This window comes from Pseudomonas sp. Tof1 (assembly GCF_055390395.1).
In genome coordinates this window covers 4,952,647-4,971,282 of the sequence record NZ_AP024344.1, presented here as the reverse complement: position 1 = coordinate 4,971,282, position 18,636 = coordinate 4,952,647, and the positions used below count along the sequence as shown (strand labels likewise).

Annotated in this window: 17 protein-coding genes; 6 read left to right on the top strand and 11 right to left on the bottom strand. The window is 65.5% G+C overall.

The window, feature by feature from the left end:
- The first annotated feature begins 2 nt into the window (after positions 1-2).
- Positions 3-254 carry a sulfurtransferase TusA gene (gene tusA, locus ACZ5KU_RS22165; protein ID WP_017905604.1) on the top strand — a complete coding sequence of 84 codons (252 nt, stop codon included), beginning with the start codon at positions 3-5 and terminating at the stop codon, positions 252-254.
- A 169-nt stretch (positions 255-423) separates the two neighbouring features.
- On the opposite strand, the gene ACZ5KU_RS22160 is transcribed toward tusA, so the two are convergent.
- The gene (locus tag ACZ5KU_RS22160) at positions 424-1,818 is read right to left on the bottom strand and encodes an MATE family efflux transporter (RefSeq protein ID WP_464736279.1); all 1,395 of its coding nucleotides are present in this window, start codon (positions 1,816-1,818) and stop codon (positions 424-426) included.
- A gap of 192 nt (positions 1,819-2,010) precedes the next feature.
- Here ACZ5KU_RS22160 and pdxB point away from each other — a divergent pair, with 192 nt between their 5' ends.
- Positions 2,011-3,153, top strand: coding sequence for a 4-phosphoerythronate dehydrogenase PdxB (gene pdxB, locus ACZ5KU_RS22155; RefSeq protein ID WP_464736278.1), 1,143 nt, complete (start codon positions 2,011-2,013; stop codon positions 3,151-3,153).
- Between the two features lie 95 nt (positions 3,154-3,248).
- Here the strand turns inward: pdxB and ACZ5KU_RS22150 are convergent, their stop codons facing one another.
- Positions 3,249-3,425 (bottom strand): PA1571 family protein, encoded by a 177-nt coding sequence (locus ACZ5KU_RS22150; protein WP_054060385.1) that lies wholly within the window; start codon positions 3,423-3,425, stop codon positions 3,249-3,251.
- A gap of 239 nt (positions 3,426-3,664) precedes the next feature.
- Here ACZ5KU_RS22150 and ACZ5KU_RS22145 point away from each other — a divergent pair, with 239 nt between their 5' ends.
- On the top strand, positions 3,665-5,458 hold the full coding sequence (locus ACZ5KU_RS22145) for an ABC transporter transmembrane domain-containing protein (protein ID WP_464737430.1): 1,794 nt from the start codon (positions 3,665-3,667) through the stop codon (positions 5,456-5,458).
- 58 nt (positions 5,459-5,516) lie between these two features.
- On the opposite strand, the gene ppnP is transcribed toward ACZ5KU_RS22145, so the two are convergent.
- The 8 genes from ppnP to ACZ5KU_RS22105 all read right to left on the bottom strand — a co-directional run bounded on the left by ppnP (position 5,517) and on the right by ACZ5KU_RS22105 (position 15,144).
- Positions 5,517-5,798, bottom strand: a complete 282-nt coding sequence (ppnP, locus tag ACZ5KU_RS22140; protein ID WP_054058295.1) for a pyrimidine/purine nucleoside phosphorylase — start codon at positions 5,796-5,798, stop codon at positions 5,517-5,519.
- A gap of 234 nt (positions 5,799-6,032) precedes the next feature.
- Positions 6,033-6,575, bottom strand: coding sequence for a 3'-5' exonuclease (locus ACZ5KU_RS22135; RefSeq protein WP_464736277.1), 543 nt, complete (start codon positions 6,573-6,575; stop codon positions 6,033-6,035).
- Between the two features lie 69 nt (positions 6,576-6,644).
- Positions 6,645-8,606 (bottom strand): acetyl/propionyl/methylcrotonyl-CoA carboxylase subunit alpha, encoded by a 1,962-nt coding sequence (locus tag ACZ5KU_RS22130; protein ID WP_464736276.1) that lies wholly within the window; start codon positions 8,604-8,606, stop codon positions 6,645-6,647.
- A 134-nt stretch (positions 8,607-8,740) separates the two neighbouring features.
- Positions 8,741-9,532, bottom strand: coding sequence for an enoyl-CoA hydratase/isomerase family protein (locus ACZ5KU_RS22125; RefSeq protein WP_464736275.1), 792 nt, complete (start codon positions 9,530-9,532; stop codon positions 8,741-8,743).
- Positions 9,529-10,686 carry a citronellyl-CoA dehydrogenase gene (atuD, locus tag ACZ5KU_RS22120; RefSeq protein WP_054061497.1) on the bottom strand — a complete coding sequence of 386 codons (1,158 nt, stop codon included), beginning with the start codon at positions 10,684-10,686 and terminating at the stop codon, positions 9,529-9,531. The genes ACZ5KU_RS22125 and atuD overlap by 4 nt, the downstream gene beginning before the upstream one ends.
- Before the next feature lie 165 nt (positions 10,687-10,851).
- On the bottom strand, positions 10,852-12,468 hold the full coding sequence (gene atuC / locus ACZ5KU_RS22115) for a geranyl-CoA carboxylase subunit beta (protein WP_416769858.1): 1,617 nt from the start codon (positions 12,466-12,468) through the stop codon (positions 10,852-10,854).
- 3 nt (positions 12,469-12,471) lie between these two features.
- A complete protein-coding gene (locus ACZ5KU_RS22110; RefSeq protein ID WP_054063116.1) occupies positions 12,472-13,341 on the bottom strand; it encodes an SDR family oxidoreductase in 870 nt (289 codons plus the stop codon).
- 12 nt (positions 13,342-13,353) lie between these two features.
- Positions 13,354-15,144 carry an acyclic terpene utilization AtuA family protein gene (locus ACZ5KU_RS22105; RefSeq protein ID WP_464736274.1) on the bottom strand — a complete coding sequence of 597 codons (1,791 nt, stop codon included), beginning with the start codon at positions 15,142-15,144 and terminating at the stop codon, positions 13,354-13,356.
- A gap of 166 nt (positions 15,145-15,310) precedes the next feature.
- Here ACZ5KU_RS22105 and ACZ5KU_RS22100 point away from each other — a divergent pair, with 166 nt between their 5' ends.
- Both ACZ5KU_RS22100 and ACZ5KU_RS22095 read left to right on the top strand, forming a co-directional pair.
- A complete protein-coding gene (locus tag ACZ5KU_RS22100; protein WP_054057585.1) occupies positions 15,311-15,934 on the top strand; it encodes a TetR/AcrR family transcriptional regulator in 624 nt (207 codons plus the stop codon).
- A gap of 163 nt (positions 15,935-16,097) precedes the next feature.
- Complete coding sequence (locus tag ACZ5KU_RS22095; protein WP_192842677.1) at positions 16,098-16,850, top strand: substrate-binding periplasmic protein; 753 nt, start codon at positions 16,098-16,100, stop codon at positions 16,848-16,850.
- 33 nt (positions 16,851-16,883) lie between these two features.
- Here the strand turns inward: ACZ5KU_RS22095 and ACZ5KU_RS22090 are convergent, their stop codons facing one another.
- Positions 16,884-17,432 carry an RNA polymerase factor sigma-70 gene (locus ACZ5KU_RS22090; protein WP_054057587.1) on the bottom strand — a complete coding sequence of 183 codons (549 nt, stop codon included), beginning with the start codon at positions 17,430-17,432 and terminating at the stop codon, positions 16,884-16,886.
- 306 nt (positions 17,433-17,738) lie between these two features.
- On the opposite strand from ACZ5KU_RS22090, the gene ACZ5KU_RS22085 reads away from it, so the two are divergent.
- Positions 17,739-18,497, top strand: coding sequence for a thioesterase II family protein (locus ACZ5KU_RS22085; RefSeq protein ID WP_054062873.1), 759 nt, complete (start codon positions 17,739-17,741; stop codon positions 18,495-18,497).
- The last annotated feature ends 139 nt before the right edge of the window (positions 18,498-18,636 follow it).

Sequence of the window (18,636 nt, the reverse complement as noted above, 5' to 3'; positions counted from 1 at the left end):
GAATGACCCAGCCTTACGACCCCAACGTTGACGGCACCCTCGACGCCACCGGGCTCAACTGCCCCGAGCCGGTGATGATGCTGCACCAGCATATCCGCGACCTGCAGCCGGGCGGCCTGCTCAAGGTGATCGCCACCGACCCGTCGACCCGCCGCGACATCCCCAAGTTCTGTGTGTTTCTCGACCATGAGCTGGTGGAACAGCGGGAAGAGGCGGGCACCTACCTGTACTGGATTCGCAAGAAGGCCGAATGACCCCTGGCCGCTGTGCAGGCGTGAAACCTGAGCAGACCCTTGTAGGAGCCTGGCTTGCCAGCGAAGCCTTCAGCGCCCTTGAGGCCGCGTTCGCTGGCAAGCCAGGCTCCTACAAGGACCGCGCCAGACCGTTGGCTCCCCGTCACAGGCCCTGTCGCGGCCCCGGCAGCTACGCCCGGCTCATCCTGATCCGCTTGCGCGAACTGCGCGCCAGGCGGATCGACAGCATCACTGCCGCACACGACAGCCCGACGATCAGGCCTTCCCACAACCCGCTCGGGCCACTCGGCGCGCCGAACCAGTCGGTCAATCCCAGTGCATAACCCACCGGCAGGCCGATGCCCCAGTAGGCGAACAGGGTCAGGATCATCGTCACCCGGGTGTCCTGGTAGCCGCGCAACGCCCCGGCCGCCGTGACCTGGATCACGTCGGAGAACTGGAACAGCGCCGAATACACGATCAGCATGGTCGCCACCTGGATCACCACCGGATCGCTGGTATAGATGGTCGCGATATGCTCGCGAAACAGCAGCATCAGGCTCGCGGACACGCAGCCATAGGCCAATGCCGTCGCCACCCCGACCCCGGCGGTGAAGCGCGCCGCGCGCGGTTGCTCGCGGCCCAGGGCCTGGCCGACGCGAACGGTGATCGCCATGCCCAGGGAGTAGGGGACCATGAACACCAGCGAACTGATGTTCAGGGCGATCTGGTGTCCGGCCACTACATGGGCACCGAGGCTGCCAATAAGCAGGGCGATCACCGCGAAGATGCTCGATTCGGCGAACACCGCGATACCGATCGGCAGGCCGATGCCCAGCAGGCGCTTGATCACCGTCCAATCCGGCCAGTCGAAACGGCTGAACACCTGGCTCGGTTGATAGACCTTGGCCCAGCGCACCCAGCCGGCCATGCCCAGCAGCATCACCCACATCACGATCGCCGTGGCCCAGCCGCAGCCGGGTCCGCCCAGGGCCGGTACGCCGAGATGGCCGTAGATGAACACGTAGTTCAGCGGAATGTTCAGCGCCAGCCCGCACAGGCCCAGGACCATGCTCGGCCGGGTGCGACCCATGCCGTCGCTGCAGCAGCGCAGCACATGGTAGAGCGCCACCGTCGGCAGGCCGGTGCCGATGCCGCGCAGGTAGTCCATGCACGGCCCGATCAGTTCCGGGTCGACCTTCATCAGGTGCAGGATCGGCTCGGCGTTGTACAGGACCGCCCCGGCGCCGAGGCCGACCACCACGGCCAGCCACAGCGCCTGGCGCACGATCGGGCCGATCTGCTCCGGCGTCCCGGCGCCATGGCGCTGGGCGACCTTGGGCGTGGTGGCCAGCAGGATGCCGGTCATCAGCAGGAACACCGGTACCCAGATCGAGTTGCCCAGCGCCACCGCGGCCAGGTCCCGCGGGCCGACGCGGCCGGCCATCACCGCATCGACGAAGCCCATGGCGGTGTGGGCCAGTTGGGCAATGATGATCGGCAGGGCCAGTCCCAGCAGATTGCGCATTTCCAGCAGGACTCGTGCCGGGCGGCCGAGGGCAGGGGTATCGGTAACGGTGCTCACCAGTGATGTATCCAAGTATTGCGGGGAAAACCGCGGAGTTTACGCCTTGACGCAATGGTCAGGAAATTTCCTCTGTAGGGCATTTGTAATGACGCTGGCCGTAAGCCGGGATTTTCTCTGCCGATGATCGCCCACCGACTGGTGGCGGCGGGCGATCTGCGCCAAACTGCCGGCCTGCCAAAGGAGCCCGCCATGCTGATTGTTGCCGACGAGAATATTCCCCTGATCGATGCGTTCTTTGCCGGTTTCGGCGAGATCCGCCGTTATCCGGGGCGCGCCATCGACCGCGCGGCGGTGGCCGACGCCGATGTGCTGCTGGTGCGTTCGGTGACGCCAGTCAGCCGCGAACTGCTCGAAGGCAGCCGGGTACGCTTCGTCGGTACCTGCACCATCGGCACCGACCACCTGGACCTGGCGTACTTCGACGAGGCCGGCATTCACTGGTCCAGTGCGCCCGGTTGCAACGCCCGCGGGGTGGTCGACTACGTGTTGGGCAGCCTGCTGACCCTGGCGGAAATCGAGGGTCTTCCTTTGGCCAGCCGCACCTATGGCGTCATCGGCGCCGGCGAAGTCGGTGGGCGCCTGGTCAAGGTGCTGCGTGGCCTGGGCTGGAAGGTGCTGGTCTGCGACCCGCCACGCCAGGCGGCCGAAGGTGGCGATTATGTCGACCTGGAGCAGATCCTCGAACACTGCGACGTGATCAGCCTGCACACCCCGCTGACCCGTACCGGTGATCTGGCGACCTGGCACCTGCTCGACCGGGAACGCCTGCAGCGACTGCGCCAGGGGGCCTGGCTGATCAACGCCGCCCGCGGGCCGGTGGTGGACAATGAGGCCCTGCGCGAGGTGCTGCTGGACCGCGAGGACCTGCAGGCGGTCCTCGACGTGTGGGAGGCCGAGCCGCAGGTGGATGTCGAGCTGGCCGCGCTCTGCGTGCTCGGTTCGCCGCATATCGGCGGCTACAGCCTGGATGGCAAGCAGCGTGGCACGGCGCAGATCTACCAGGCCTACTGCGCCTTCAGCGGCCAGCCGCCGGTGGTTCGCCTGGAGGACCTGCTGCCCGCACCGGACCTGGCGCAAGTCACCCTCAACGCCGGCAGCGACCCGGCCTGGGCCATGGCGATGATCTGTCGGGCGGTGTACGACCCGCGCCGCGACGACGCGGATTTCCGCCGCAGCCTGGTCGGCAGCGTCGCCGAACAGCGGGCGGCGTTCGACCTGTTGCGCAAGCATTACCCGCAGCGTCGCGAGATCGAGGGGCTGGCGGTCAGGATCAACGGCGAATCCGAGGAACTGCGGCGCATGGTGCTGGCGCTGGGCGCCGTGCTCGTCTGATCTTGCCCACGACCCTGGAGCGCGGTGCATCTCACCGCCAGGCAGGCAGAAAAAACCCGGCATCAGGGCCGGGTCGATAAAAAGAGTTCGGGCTATCAGTCTTGCTGCGCAGGCTTGACCAATCGCTGTTCCAGTTCGCGGCAGGCGTTCTGGATCATTTCCTCGGTGATTGGGACTTCACGTCCGGCAGCGTCGATAATCGCACAGCCCAGTGCCTCGGGCTTGGGATGACGAATCACCGGGATCTGGTTAGTGCTGTGTTGCAAGTCCATGGCCTGTCTCCTCATCAGGTGCCTATCGAGTTTATATCCGCGGCATGACCAGGCTGTGACACCGTCGACAACAGCGGGCCGCGTGATTTCAGTGCAACAGAAACCACAGGTTCCCGCCAGCTGCACGTTAGACCGATCGTCTCTAGGCCCTAGTATTCCCGGTCATAATTAACCTGACTGATTGCGTTTCACGAAAGTTCACTCGAACTTGGGTGTAGGCTCTGTGCATCGCACAACGGATTCCCATCATGCTTTCTGCTCGTCAACGCCGGGCCATGCGCCTAGTCAGCCAGTTCGTCGCCCCCTATCGCTGGCAGACGGTGGCGGCGCTGCTGGCGCTGATCGTCACCGCCGGCATCACCCTGTCCATGGGCCAGGGCATCCGCCTGTTGGTGGACAAGGGCTTCATGACCCAGTCGCCGCACCTGCTCAATCAGTCCATCGGGCTGTTCCTGTTGCTGGTGCTGGGGCTGGCGGTGGGCACCTTCACCCGGTTCTACCTGGTGTCGTGGATCGGCGAGCGGGTGGTCGCCGATATTCGCCGCCAGGTGTTCAACCACCTGATCTACCTGCATCCGGGCTTCTACGAGAACAACCGCAGTTCGGAGATCCAGTCGCGGCTGACCGCCGACACCACCCTGCTGCAATCGGTGATCGGCTCCTCCCTGTCGCTGTTCCTGCGCAATGCGTTGATGGTGATCGGCGGCGTGGTGCTGCTGTTCGTCACCAACCCCAAGCTGACGAGCATCGTGGTGATCGCCCTGCCGCTGGTGCTGGCACCGATCCTGATCTTCGGCCGGCGGGTGCGCAGCCTGTCACGCCAGAGCCAGGACCGCATCGCCGATGTCGGCAGCTATGTGGCCGAGACCCTCGGCCAGATCAAGACCGTGCAGGCCTACAACCACCAGGCGCAGGATGAACAGCGCTTCGCCGCGACCGTCGAACAGGCCTTCCAGACCGCCCGCAGGCGTATCGTCCAGCGCGCCTGGCTGATCACCCTGGTGATCGTGCTGGTGCTCGGCGCGGTGGGGGTGATGCTCTGGGTGGGCGGCATGGACGTGATCGCCGGGAAGATTTCCGGCGGTGAACTGGCGGCCTTCGTGTTCTACAGCCTGATCGTCGGCAGTGCCTTCGGCACCCTCAGCGAGGTCATCGGCGAACTGCAACGGGCGGCGGGCGCCGCCGAGCGGATTGCCGAACTGCTGCAGTCGAGCAATGCCATCACGGCCCCCGCCGACGGCGGCGTACGCCTGGCCGAGCGGGTCGCCGGCAACCTGGTGCTGGAAAACCTGCGCTTCAGCTACCCGTCGCGTCCGGACAGCCATGCCATCGACGGCCTCGATCTGAGCGTCAGGGCTGGCGAAACCCTGGCGCTGGTCGGGCCGTCGGGGGCAGGCAAGTCGACCCTGTTCGACCTGCTGCTGCGCTTCTACGACCCGCAACAGGGCCGCCTGCTGCTCGACGGCCAGCCGCTGATCCAACTCGACCCGCTGGACCTGCGCCGCTGTTTCGCCCTGGTGTCGCAGAGCCCGGCGCTGTTCTTCGGCAGCGTCGAGGAGAACATCCGCTACGGCAACCCGACGGCCAGCGACGGGCAGGTCCGCGAGGCGGCGCGGATCGCCCATGCCCACGACTTCATCATGCAGATGCCCCAGGGCTACCAGACCCATCTGGGTGATGCCGGGCTCGGCCTGTCCGGCGGCCAGCGCCAGCGCCTGGCGATCGCCCGGGCGTTGCTGGTGGATGCGCCGATCCTGCTGCTGGACGAGGCTACCAGTGCCCTCGACGCCCAGAGCGAACACCTGATCCAGCAGGCGCTGCCGAGCCTGATGCAGGGCCGCACCACCCTGGTGATCGCCCATCGCCTGGCCACGGTGCAGAACGCCGATCGTATCGCGGTGATGGATCAGGGCCGGCTGGTGGCGATCGGTACCCATACCGAACTGATTGCCAGCAACCCGCTGTATGCGCGGCTGGCGGCGTTGCAGTTCAATGCCCGGGGCACTGAGCCGGGCGTGGTGACCACGCCGTAGCTGAAACCTCCATGAAAAACGGCGCCCGTGGGCGCCGTTTTGGTATGACTCGCAGAACTCAGCGGTACTCGCACAGGTAGGCGGTTTCCACGGCGACCTTCAGCTGGAACTTGCTGTTGGCCGGCACATTGAACTGGCTGCCGCTGGCGAAGGTTTCCCACTCGTTGCTGTCGGGCAGCTTGACGGTCAGGGCGCCGGAGACCACGTGCATGATTTCGCGCTGGGCGGTGCCGAACTCGTATTCGCCCGGAGCCATGACGCCGATGGTGGCCGCGCCTTCGGCTTGTGCGAAGGCAATCGACTTGACGGTGCCGTCGAAGTACTCGTTGACTTTAAACATGGGCGATTCCTCGAAATGAGCTGAAAAATGTGGCCGGCCAGTATGCCCAAGCCGCCTGCTCCCGTCACCTGCTGCCGATCCGATTGAGCCCTGCGAGCAGGGCTTGTCGGGGCGCCGAACCGCCTGCTCCTACAGGGTGTGTCGTGCGTGAAATGTATATACGCCGCCACCCTGTAGGAGCAGGCGGTGCGGCGACCCGACTTGCCGGCGAACCGCCAACGGCGGCCATTCTCCTCAAACCGGCAGAATCAATGGCAGCAACCGCGCAGTATTACGCGCATCCTCCAGCGCCCGATGCTGTTGCCCGCTGAACTGCAGCCCCGCCAGTTGCAAGGCACCGTTGAGCCCCAGTGGTTTCTGCAACTTGCGCGCCTTGGCGAAACGCTGCTTGAGGTTGGCATGGGGCAGCCCGCTCAACAGGCTGGTCACTTGCAGTTGCCGCCAGTCCTGTTCCAGTTGCCGGCGATCGTAGTCGCCCCAACTGGCCCAACCCTCCAGTCGCGCCTGATGCTGGCCGAGCCAGCGCTCGAAGGCCTCCCAGACCTCCGCCAGCGGCGCGGCGGTGTCGATACTGGCCTGGCTGATATGCGTCAGCTCGCGGCAGAAGGGGGTCAGCAGCGGCCGGCGCAACGGCCGTACAAAACGCTGGAAGTGGTCCAGCTCCCGGCCCTCGCGGTTGACCAGGGTGGCACCGATTTCGATGATTTCCATCTCCGCCAGTGGCCAGCCCCCATCATCCGTCGTGGCTTCCAGATCAATCACCAGCCAGTGGGGCATCTCGAGCTCCGAAGACAGCATCCTAGTCCGCCTCAAGCGTAGCCAATGCCAGCCAATCCGCCTAGCCGCTCATTCGACCACCAGCAGAACCTGCCGGCTTTTCACCTGGTCTCCCCGGTTGGCCTGGACCCGCCGCACCACGCCGTCTATAGCGGCCTTCAGCGGATGCTCCATCTTCATCGCCTCCAGCACCATCAGCAATTGGCCCTTGCTGACCGTGCTGCCTTCGCTGACCAGCACGTCGACGATCGCCCCGTCCATCGGTGCCTTCACGGTGCCCGAGCTTGCCGCGGCCTGGCCTTGCGTGACCGCCAGGCTCAGGTCGCGCAGCAGCAGGTTGCCTGGGTGGGTGAACAGCCAGAGCTGTTCGCCGTCCAGCCGATACGCGTAGCGTCGCCTCACGCCGTCGAGTTCGGCCGTGACCCAGCGACCGTCGCATTCCAGCAGCCGGACTTCGATCTGCTGCCCGGCGTGGCTGACCAGCAGCGGTGCGTCGTGCCGGGCGAGCAGTTGCAGGTCGATTGCGGTCTCGCCCAGCGCCAGGCGATAGCGTCGTGGGACACCGGCATTGTTGCGCCAGCCGCCGAGCCCGGCGCCATGTGGCATAGCCCCGGCCTGGTAGAACAGCGCGGTGGCCAGCGCCAGTTCACGGCTCGACGGCTGATAGGCTTGCAGGCTCGGGTCGGCATCCAAGTGCTCGGCGATGAACGCGGTGCTGAAGTCGCCGGCGGCGAACGATGGATGGCGCAGCAGGGCCGCCAGCAGCCGCTGATTGCTCGCAAGCCCCAGCAGCACGCAGTCCTCGACCGCACGCAGCAGCCGGCGCCGGGCTTCCTCGCGGGTTGCGCCATGGGCGATCAGCTTGGCCAGCAACGGGTCGTAGAACGGGCTGACGGCCTGGCCCTCGAGCAGGCCATGATCGACCCGCACGCCTTCCGAGCGGGGCGGCTCCCAGCCCAGCACCTGGCCGGTCTGCGGCAGGAAGCCATGGGTCGGGTCTTCGGCGTACAGGCGCACCTCGATGGCATGGCCCTGGAGCGTGACCTGTTCCTGGCGCAGGGGCAGCGGCAGCCCTGCCGCGACGTCGAGCTGCCAGGCCACCAGGTCCAGCCCGGTGACCAGCTCGGTGACCGGATGTTCCACCTGCAGGCGGGTGTTCATCTCCAGGAAGTAGAAGCGCCCGGAGGTATCGAGCAGGAACTCGACGGTCCCGGCGCCGACGTAGTTCACCGCCCGCCCGGCCTGCAACGCCGCCTCGCCCATGGCCTGGCGCAGTTCGGCGGTCATGACCGGGCAGGGCGCTTCTTCGACGATCTTCTGGTGACGGCGCTGGATCGAGCAGTCGCGTTCGCCGAGGTACAACAGGTTGCCATGGCTGTCGCCGAACAGCTGGATCTCCACATGGCGCGGTTCGATCAGTGCCTGTTCGAGAATCAGCTCGTCGCTGCCAAAGGCGTGCAGCGCTTCGGAACGGGCGGTGCGCAGTTGTTCGGCCAGTTGTTCGGGCCCGTGGACCAGGCGCATGCCGCGGCCACCCCCACCGGCGCTGGCCTTGATCATCAGCGGGTAGCCGATCCGTTGCGCCTCGCGGGTGAGCGTCGCTTCATCCTGGGCGGCACCCTGGTAGCCGTCGATACAGGGTACGCCGGCGGCGAGCATGGCGATTTTCGACTGGCGCTTGCTGCCCATCAGCTCGATGGCCGCGGCGTCGGGACCGATGAAGACGATTCCGGCCTGCTGGCAGGCGCGGGCGAAATCGGCGTTTTCCGAGAGAAAGCCGTAACCGGGGTGGATCGCATCGGCACCGCAGCGGTGGGCGGCGTCGAGCAGGGCCTGGCTGTTGAGGTAGGACTCGGACACCTGCGGCGCGCCGATGCACAGGGCTTCATCGGCCAGTTGCACGTGGCGGGCAGCGGCGTCGGCCTGGCTGTAGACGGCGACGGTGCGATAGCCCTGGGCCTGGGCGGTGCGGATGATCCGGCAGGCGATTTCGCCGCGATTGGCGATCAGGATCTTGTTGAAGGCGGGCATGGCGGCTGTCCTTTGGTTAGGTGTTGAACATTCGGGCCTTTTCGCGGGCAAGCCCTGCTCCTACAGGAGTGGAGTTGCCCATGACTTTCGGGTACACCCAGACCTCGTAGGAGCAGGGCTTGCCCGCGAAAGCGTCAACCGGCCCACCGCGGCTCGCGCTTCTGCACGAAGGCCAATGTCCCCTCGACGCCTTCCGCCCCGGTCACCGCCTCGGCGAACCAGTGCGCCGCCTGGTCGAGCGACGCCCCCAGCGGCTGTTCATCCAGCAGCAGCGCCTTGGTCGCCGCGTTGGCCCCCGGCGCGCAGCGCAGCACCTGGGCCAGCACCTCAGCAAGGCGCTCCTCCAGCCCCTGGGCATCGCGCTCGACAACATGCACCAGCCCCAACCGCGCCGCCTCGTTACCGTCGAAACGCGCCGCGGTCAGTGCCAGGCGCCGGGCCTGGGTCAGGCCGATGCGCCGCACCACGAACGGCGCGATCTGCGCCGGCAGCAGGCCGAGGCTGGTCTCCGGCAGGCCGAAGCGGGCGTCATGGGCGGCCAGTGCGATATCGCTGACACAGGCCAGGCCAAGGCCACCCCCCAGTACCGCGCCCTCCAGCAGCGCGATCACCACCTGTGGCTGGCGCTGGGTTTCTTCCAGCAACGCCCCGAAGGCCCGGTTCAGTTCCGCGTAGGCCTGCGCCCCCTGGGCCCGGGCCTCGGCCATGTCCCGGATATCGCCACCGGAACAGAAATGGCCGCCGGCCCCGCGCAGCACCAGGGCGCGTACGCCGCGGTCCTCGCGCACCGCAGCCAGCACGCGGCGCAACTCGGCGACCATCCGCAGGCTCATTGCATTGCGACTGTCCGGGCGGTCGAGGGTGATCTGCAGCACGCCGCCACGAACCTCCAGGCGCAGGGTCTGGCAGTCGGGCAGGGTACTCATGATTTTTTCCCCGGCAGGATGCCCATCAGCTTGCAGATGATGCCCAGCATGATCTCGTCGGCACCGCCACCGATCGACACCAGGCGCACGTCGCGATAGGCGCGGGCCACCGGGTTGTCCCACATGAAACCCATGCCGCCCCAGTACTGCAGGCAACTGTCGGTGACTTCCCGGCCCAGCCGCCCGGCCTTGAGCTTGGCCATCGACGCCAGGCGGGTGACGTCGCGCCCCTTGATGTACTGCTCGGTGGCCTGGTAGACCAGCGCCCGCAGGCACTCGATCTCGGTGGACAGTTCGGCGAGACGGAAATGGATCACCTGGTTGTCGATCAGCGGGCTGCCGAAGGTCCGGCGCTCCCTGCAATAGGCGATGGTGCTGTCGACGCAGTACTCCAGGCCCTTGATCATGTTCGCCGCGCCGAACAGCCGTTCCTCTTGGAACTGCAGCATCTGCATCATGAACCCGGCGCCTTCCTGGCCGATGCGGTTGCGTTGCGGCACGCGCACGTCGTCGAAGAACACCTGGGCGGTTTCCGAGCTGCGCATGCCGAGCTTGTCCAGATGCGGGCTGAGGCTGATACCGGGGCTGTTCATCGGTACCATGATCAGCGACTTGTTCACATGCGGCTTGTCGTCCGAGGTGTTGGCCAGCAGGCAGATGAAGTCGGCGCTCGGCGAGTTGGTGATCCACATCTTGCTGCCATTGATCACGTAGTCGTCGCCGTCCTTGCGCGCCTGGGTCTTGAGCCCGGCGACGTCGGAGCCGGCGCCGACCTCGGAGACGCCGATGCAGCCGACCTGCTCGCCGCTGATGGCCGGGCGCAGGAATTCCTCGCGCAGTTCATCGGAGCCGAAGCGGGCCAGGGCCGGGGTGCACATGTCGGTCTGTACGCCGATGGACATGGGAATGCCACCGCAATGCACGGTGCCGAACTCTTCGGCGGCGACGATCGAATAGCTGTAGTCCAGGCCCATGCCGCCGAACTTCTCCGGCTTGGAAATGCCCAGCAGGCCGAGTCCGCCGGCCTTGTGAAAGATCTCGTGGATCGGAAAGCGCCCGGCCTTTTCCCATTCCTCGACGTGGGGGTTGATCTCATGGTCGACGAACTGGCGAACGGTACGGCGCAACGCTTCATGTTCCTGGGTAAAGATCATGGTTGTCGTTCTCCTGTGAGCGTTAGGCTATGTACGAAATCGCTTGAAACTTGGTTATGCGGCGTTAAAAACCGGCTCGGAATGCTCATTGACAACCAGTCAACTGCGCTTCCTCGCCGGTTTTTGCCTTGCCTAACCTGCGTTTCAAACAATTTCGTACACAGCCTAGAAGCGCGCCACGCCAAAGCTGTTGGCCTGCAACGGCCTGACCTCGGCCTCGTGGCAGATATCCAGCAGATAGCCCAGCAGTGTGCGGCTGTCGCGTGGGTCGATCAGGCCGTCGTCCCACAGGTTGGCGGTGCCATAGAGGGCGGTGGACTGGCTGTCGAGTTTCTGGGCGGTCATCTGTTCGAGCATGTCGAGCATCTTTCCCTCGACGGCCTGGCCTTCCTTGAGCTGCCGGGCCTCGGTGACGATTCGCAGCACCTTGCCGGCCTGGGCTGCGCCCATCACCGCGGTGCGGCTGTTGGGCCAGGCGAAGATGAAGCGCGGGTCGAGGCCGCGGCCGCACATGGCATAGTTGCCGGCGCCATAGGAGCCGCCGACGACGAGGGTGAGCTTGGGCACCCGGGCATTGGCCACCGCCTGGATCATCTTCGCGCCATGCTTGATCACGCCCTGCTGCTCGGATTCGGTGCCGACCATGAAACCGGTGGTGTTGTGCAGGAACAGCAAGGGCGTGTGGCTCTGGTCGCATAGCTGGATGAACTGCGCCGCCTTGGCCGCGCCCTGTGGGGTGATCGGGCCGTTGTTGCCGATCACCCCACAGGGGCGGCCGTGGATCTGCAGGTGGCCGCAGACGGTCTGCGCATCGAACTCGCCCTTGAATTCCAGGAACCGCGAGCCATCGGCCAGGCGGGCGAGAATCTCGCGCACGTCATAGGGCTTTTTCGGGTCATCGGGAATCAGCCCCAGCAGGTCGTCGATCGGGTAGAGCGGTTCGGCGAAAGCCGGTGCGGGCGCCTGCGGCAGCCGCGCATTCCACGGCAGCGCGGCGACGATCTCGCGGGCCAGGCGAATGCCGTCGGCATCGTCCTCGGCCAGGTATTCGGCCGTGCCGGCCAACTGGGCATGCATCTGGGCGCCACCCAGCTGCTCGTCGGTGGCGATTTCGCCGGTGGCGGCCTTGAGCAGTGGCGGCCCGGCGAGGAACAGCCTGGCCTTGCCGCGCACCACCACCACGTAGTCCGACAGCCCCGGCTGGTAGGCGCCGCCAGCGGTCGCCGAGCCGTGGACCACGGTGATCTGCGGCAGGCCCATGGCCGACATCCGGGCCTGGTTGGCGAAGCAGCGCGCACCCTCGACGAAAATCTCCGCCGCATAGTTCAGGTTGGCACCGCCGCTTTCGGCCAGGGTGATCACCGGCAGCCGGTTTTCCATGGCGATCTGTTGCAGGCGCAGGGTCTTCTTCAGGCCGCTGGGGGAAATGGTCCCGCCCTTGATCGCACTGTTGTTGGCCACCACCAGCAGGCGTACGCCGCAGACGTAGCCGATCCCGGCGATCAGGCCACCACCGGCCTGGCTGCCGTCCTTGTCGTCATGCAGTTTGTAGCCGGCCAGGCTGGCCAGTTCGAGGAACGGCGCACCGGGGTCGAGCAGCAGGTTCAGGCGTTCACGCGGCAGCAACTGCCCGCGGCCGGCGAACTTGTCGCGGGCCTGTTCGGCCTTGTCCAGCAGCTTGCGCTCCAGTTGGCGGAGCTGTTCGAGGCTGGCAAGCAGGGCGTCGCGGTGGCGGGCGAAATCGGCGCTGTGACGGTCGAGCTGGGATTCGATCACCGGCATGGTTCACTCCTTGTCCTTGAGCACATCCGGCAGGTAGGCCCGATGGAAACCGTTGTACGACTCGCTGTTGCGCGCCGGTGACAAGGGCCAGGCACGGCTGCCGAGGCTGGCGGCGCCGTCGATGCGCAGGGTGGTGCCGCTGATGAAGGCGGCCGCCGGGCTGAGCAGGAAGACGATCGCCGCGCTGACTTCCGATTCGGTGCCGATGCGCTTGAGTGGCACATGCTCGCGCAGGGTCGGGATGATCTGCCTGAACGCTCCCTCGTAGGTGTCCATGCCGCTGGAGGCGATCCAGCCCGGCGCGACGGCATTGACCCGCACCCCGGCGTGGCCCCACTCGAAGGCGGCGGTCTTGGTGAAATTGTCCATGCCGGCGCGGGCGGCACCGGAGTGGCCCATGCCGGGCATGCCGCCCCACATGTCGGCGAGCATGTTCACAATGCTGCCACCCTGGCGGCTCATGGACTGGTTGAAGACCTCCCGGGCCACCAGGAAGCCGCCGACCAGGTTGGTGCGCAGCACGGTCTCGAAGCCTTTCTGGTTGATCGAGGCCAGGGGTGCCGGGTATTGGCCGCCGGCATTGTTGACCAGCCCATGGATCGGGCCATGTTCGGAAATCAGTTCGGCGACCAACCGCTTCACGGCGTCCTCGTCACGGATATCACAGTTTTGCCAGGCCGCGCTGCCGCCATCTTCGACGATCTCGGCGGCGACCTGTTGCAGTTTTTCCGCCTTGCGCCCCACCAGCAGTACGCGGGCGCCGAGGGCCGCCAGTTCGTGGGCGGTGCAGCGGCCGATACCGCTGCCGCCACCGGTGACCAGGATCGTCTGGCCGTTGAATAGATCGGGTTTGAACACGGAAGCATAGGCCACGGTCACGGTCCCTCAGGCAAGTTGGTCGGCAAGCTGTTGCGGTACGGCGATCGGGTATTCCAGCAGTTGCTGGGCAAAGGCCTTGCCCTGCGGGTCGATGCGCAGGCTGGCGACTCCGCCACCGCCCAGGGCGTTTTCCAGGAGGAAATTCAGGCTGTGGCTGCCGGGCAGGTACCAGCGTTCGACGCGCCCGAGCAGAGGGTCGAGCACGTGGCCCATCCAGTCGACGACCGCGGCCGGGGTCAGCGCCGCGGCAATCCACGGCAGGTATTCCGGGCGCCGGGCCATGACGCCGATGTTGCTGTGATTGCCCTTGTCGCCGGAGCGGGCCACCGCCAGCCGGACCAGTGGCACGCTGGCCTCGGCCGGGCCTTGCGGCAGGGGCGGCGGGAGATCTTCGGCAATTCCGGACGGCTCGAAGGCCGGCAGCACGGGCAGGGCGCACGGGTGCGTCTGTTCACCGATACGCACGCCCAGCTCGCAGATCTGCTTGTCGACCAGGAACGAAAACAGCCGGATCAGCGGGTACACCGTCGGCCGGCCACCGACGATCCCGGTCAGGCCCGGCGCCATGCCCGTGGCAGCCTGGGCGATTTCCCGGGAGAACAGGATCAGCGCCTGCTTGCTCGGATGGCGCACGGCGAGCTTGATCACCACTTCGCGGCTGTCCTGGCGTCGGCCATGGGGGCCGTAGCTGGCCTCGCTGCCCAGCAGTTCGATGTTCACCTCGCTGTAGGGGGCCCAACCGCGTAGCTGGAACATCTGCGAGGTCTTGTCGATGATTGCCTGGCTGACGCGGCGGGCCTTGTCCACGGCATCGATGCCGGCGATCAGGCAACTGGCGGTGCAGCGGAAACCATCGGCCCAGGTGGCGCTGACCTTGTACTGCCCGGTGGGCGGCAGGCCCCTGGCACCCTGTACGGCGACGACGTTCTCGGCCCGCTGGACCAGGCTCACCCGGGTGAAGTCGCAGATCACATCCGGCAGCCGGTAGGCCCGTGGGTCGCCGATTTCGTACAGCAGTTGCTCGCCGACGCTCAGCGGTGAAACCAGTCCGCCGGAGCCCTCCGGCTTGCTCACCAGAAAGTCGCCATCGGCACCGACCTCGATGATCGGGAAACCGATATGTTCGTAATCCGGCACGTCGCGCCAGTCGGTGAAGTTGCCGCCGGTACATTGGGCGCCGCATTCGATGATATGCCCGGCCAGCGCCGCCTGGGCCAGCTTGTCGTAGTCGTCCCAGGCCCAGCCGAATTCATGCACCAGAGCCGCGCTGACCACTGCGCTGTCCACCACCCGTCCGGTGATCACGATGTCCGCGCCCAGGCGCAGGGCCTCGACGATGCCCGGTGCGCCCAGGTAGGCGTTGATGGAGACGCACATCGCTGGCAGGGGCGCGCCGCTGAACATTTCGGTGATGCCATCGGCAGCCAGTTGCCGGGATTTCGGTTGCAGGTCGTCACCCAGCAGCACGGCGATCTTCAAGGGCACACCGGCCTTGTCGCAGGCCTGCTGCAACGCGGCGGCGCAGGCCTGCGGGTTGACCCCGCCAGCGTTGCTGATGACGCGGATCCCCTGTCGGGCGATATCCCCGAGCAGCGGTTCGAGCACCTCGACGAAGTCCGTGGCGTAACCGGCCTGGGGATCCTTCATGCGTGCCCCGGCCAGGATCGACATCGTGATCTCCGCCAGGTAGTCGAACACCAGGTAGTCCAGCCTGCCGTGCTCCACCAGCGGCCGCGCGGCGGTGGAGGTATCGCCCCAGAAGGCACTGGCACAACCGACACGAACCGTCCTGTTCATTCGCACGATCTCCGCAAGAGTTGGAACGAGGCTACCAAGCAAGCGCTTGGTCTGTAAAGCCCGTTCGCCAGTTTGCCCCAAGCGCTTGCTTGGGCGCCTCTGTCGGCTTAAATTGCGCGCGCAACCTCCCGGTTTCCGGGCGTGTACCAGAATTGAGGAGAATGCCGTGAACGAGCAACAAGCCCAGCAGGTCATGGGGGATCTGGTGCAGGCGGGGCAACTGACCGATCCGGACAGCGCCCGTGGCAAGCTGCTGCAAACCGCCGCGCATCTGTTTCGCAACAAGGGTTACGAGCGCACCACGGTGCGTGATCTGGCCAGTGCCATCGGTATCCAGTCCGGCAGCATCTTTCATCACTTCAAGAGCAAGGACGAGATCCTGCGGGCGGTGATGGAGGAAACCATCCTCTACAACACCGCGCTGATGCGGGCGTCCCTGGCCGAGGCCGACACCGTGCGCGAGCGGGTCCTGGCGCTGATCCGCTGCGAGTTGCAGTCGATCATGGGCGGTACCGGCGAGGCCATGGCGGTGCTGGTCTACGAGTGGCGCTCACTCTCGCCGCTGGCCCAGGCCAAGGTCCTGGCGCTGCGCGATATCTATGAGCAGATCTGGCTGCAGGTGCTCGGCGAGGCCCGCGATGCCGGCTATATCAAGGGTGATGTGTTCATTGTCCGGCGCTTTCTGACCGGCGCCCTGTCCTGGACCACCACCTGGTTTCGCCCCCAGGGCAGCCTGACCCTGGACCAGCTGGCCGATGAGGCCTTGGCATTGATTCTCAAGGACAGCTAAGTGCGTGTTGTGCAAGTGATTAATTCACCGGCGTGAAGTTGTCTAAGTGAACAAAAGCGCCTAGCTTAGTGATAACAACGATATTTATCCGAGGTGGTTGGTCTTGAAGCTTTCGCCAGTACGGACGGCGTTCCGGGTTCTAGGGTTGGCGCTGGGCTTGCTGATGGTCCAGCCGGTCTCGGCGGCGCAGGAAGTCAGGATCGGCGCCGCCCACTTCCCTCCCTATACCATTCGACCTGAGCAGGGCGTCGATACTGGCGCGCTGCCACTTCTGGCCGAAGCCCTCAATGCCCTGCAGAGTGACTATCACTTCGTGCTGGTGCCGACCTCGATTCCCCGGCGCTTTCGCGATTTCGAGGATGGCCGCACCGACATGGCGATCTTCGAGAATCCGGAGTGGGGCTGGAAGGACATCGCCCATGTCAATGTCGACATGGGGCTGGAGGATGCCGAGGTGTTCGTCGCCCAGCGCAGGCCGGATCGCGGCCAGGGCTATTTCGCCGATCTCAAGGGCAAGCGGCTGGCGTTGTTCAGTGGCTATCACTACGAGTTCGCGCAGTTCAATGCCGATCCCAAGTACCTGGCCGAGACCTACAATGCGACGTTGACCTACTCGCACGACAGCAACCTGTTGATGGTGTTGCGCGGGCGCGCGGACATCGCACTGGTGACGCGCTCGTATCTGTTCGACTACCTGAGCCGCAATCCGGGCACGGCCAAGGAGTTGCTGATTTCCGACCGGATCGATCAGGTCTACCACCACTATGCGTTGTTGCGGCCGAAGGCGCCGATCAGTGGAGAGGCGTTCAGCCAGTTGCTGGAACGCCTGCGCGGCAATGGGGAGTTGCTGAAGATCTTCCAGCCCTATCGGATCGAGGTGATGCCCACGACCAATGCGGTCAATCGCCACCTCTGATGAGGTGGGACTCCCGGGCCGTGGTGGCGCGGGTCAGCGCCGGGCGAGGTGGTCGCTGCGGTGGGCCGAGACCTTGCGGCAATGCACCAGCGCATCGCGAATCATGAAGTTCACCAGGGTTGGCGAGACGCCCAGTTCCTTGGCGATGTCCTTCTGCGGCACGCCGTGCAGGCGATACATCTCGAACGCGTAGCGGGTGCGCTGCGGCAGCTCGGTCAGCGCGTCGGCGATGTGTTCCAGCGTCGAGAAGTTGATGTGCGAGGTTTCTGGCGAAGCACCGTGGATGACCACGTTCAAGCCTTCCTCTTCCGGGCCTGCATACTTCAGTTCCAGAGCCTGCTTGCGATAGTGGTCGATCGCCAGGTTGCGCACGATCTGGAACAGGTAGCTGAGCTGGGCCTTGAACGACGACGTGATCTGCGGTGCCGACTGCAGGCGGAAAAACGCGTCCTGTACCACGTCTTCGGCGCGCGACCGGCAGCCGGTGATGCGCGCGGCGATCTTGACCAGAATCAGGCGGTTGTCGACAAACGCCTGGAGTAACGGTGAATCACACCTGCTTGTGGATACTTGTTCCGTCATGGAAATCACCTTGTTTCGAATAGGTCGTAGGCCGAGCGCCTGTAGGCGTCTGGCTACACATCGAGCGACAAATTATGCTTAATGATAATGATTGTCAATTGAGAAGTAGAACTAATGATGCCTCGTAGTGCGTTACTGGGTCATGACGCACCTTTTCGGCCCTGACGTACTCGTCGTCGGCGCAACGCCGGGGACTAATTATTTGCCATTGCCATCCGTTCTCAGTTGACAGGCCGGGCGAGCGACCCGGTCAAGGATCGAGACCCGTGAGGAGGGCGCAATGGTTAATCGCAACGGTGGCTGGGCATGAGCACCTCCCTGAGCCTTCGCCTGTTCTGTCTGCCTTATTCCGGCGCCAGTGCCATGGTCTACAGCCGCTGGCGCCGTCATATGCCGCAGTGGCTGCAGATACGGCCGCTGGAGTTGCCCGGTCGCGGCATGCGCATGAACGAACCGCTGCAGAGCGACATCGTCCGGCTGGCCAACCAGTTGGCGGATGAAATCGCCGCGGAACTGGAGGGTCCCTATGCGTTGTTCGGCCATAGCCTGGGCGGCCTGCTGGCCTTCGAACTGGCTCACGTGCTGCGTTCACGTGGGTTGCCGGCGCCACTGGCGCTGTTCACTTCGGCCACTGCCGGGCCCTCGCGGCGCGATGTCAGCGAATACGCCCAGGCCAGGACCGACGAGCAACTGATGGCGCGCTTGCGCGAGCTCAAGGGGACGACCGAAGAGACGCTGGCCAACCACGACCTGATGCAACTGATGCTGCCGATCCTGCGCGCCGACTTCCTGTTGTGCGGCAGTTTCCGGTACGGCACCCGCGAACCGCTGGCGATGCCGATCCACGTGTTCGGCGGCAGGCAGGACAGTGTGCGGACCGACGAACTGCTCGACTGGCAGGTGGAAACCACCACCGGTTTTTCCCTGGACATGTTCGAGGGGCACCACTTCTACCTGATCGATCAGGAAACCGCCCTGTTGCGTCACTTGCGCCGCTATGCCGATGGGCACCTGTCGCGCTGGCGCAACAGTGCGGCCCGCCAGTTGGCCCAGGCCGCCAGCTGACGCCCCTGCTGCGCCGCGGGCGCAGCCTTTTTCACGAATCCCATTTGCTAGGGCCTGTGGGAAATGTTTTCGAGTGAAGGCCAGGCAAGGCGAAAACCGGCGAGCGCAATTGACTGGAGTCAATGAACACTCCGAGCCG

Excerpts from the sequence above, each read along its gene's own strand:
- tusA (WP_017905604.1), top strand. The coding sequence starts at position 3 with ATGACCCAGCCTTACGACCCCAACGTTGACGGCACCCTCGACGCCACC.
- pdxB (WP_464736278.1), top strand. The coding sequence starts at position 2,011 with ATGCTGATTGTTGCCGACGAGAATATTCCCCTGATCGATGCGTTCTTT.
- ACZ5KU_RS22150 (WP_054060385.1), bottom strand. The coding sequence starts at position 3,425 with ATGGACTTGCAACACAGCACTAACCAGATCCCGGTGATTCGTCATCCC.
- ppnP (WP_054058295.1), bottom strand. The coding sequence starts at position 5,798 with ATGTTTAAAGTCAACGAGTACTTCGACGGCACCGTCAAGTCGATTGCC.
- ACZ5KU_RS22135 (WP_464736277.1), bottom strand. The coding sequence starts at position 6,575 with ATGCCCCACTGGCTGGTGATTGATCTGGAAGCCACGACGGATGATGGG.
- ACZ5KU_RS22130 (WP_464736276.1), bottom strand. The coding sequence starts at position 8,606 with ATGCCCGCCTTCAACAAGATCCTGATCGCCAATCGCGGCGAAATCGCC.
- ACZ5KU_RS22125 (WP_464736275.1), bottom strand. The coding sequence starts at position 9,532 with ATGAGTACCCTGCCCGACTGCCAGACCCTGCGCCTGGAGGTTCGTGGC.
- atuD (WP_054061497.1), bottom strand. The coding sequence starts at position 10,686 with ATGATCTTTACCCAGGAACATGAAGCGTTGCGCCGTACCGTTCGCCAG.
- atuC (WP_416769858.1), bottom strand. The coding sequence starts at position 12,468 with ATGCCGGTGATCGAATCCCAGCTCGACCGTCACAGCGCCGATTTCGCC.
- ACZ5KU_RS22105 (WP_464736274.1), bottom strand. The coding sequence starts at position 15,144 with ATGAACAGGACGGTTCGTGTCGGTTGTGCCAGTGCCTTCTGGGGCGAT.
- ACZ5KU_RS22095 (WP_192842677.1), top strand. The coding sequence starts at position 16,098 with ATGGTCCAGCCGGTCTCGGCGGCGCAGGAAGTCAGGATCGGCGCCGCC.
- ACZ5KU_RS22090 (WP_054057587.1), bottom strand. The coding sequence starts at position 17,432 with ATGACGGAACAAGTATCCACAAGCAGGTGTGATTCACCGTTACTCCAG.
- ACZ5KU_RS22085 (WP_054062873.1), top strand. The coding sequence starts at position 17,739 with ATGAGCACCTCCCTGAGCCTTCGCCTGTTCTGTCTGCCTTATTCCGGC.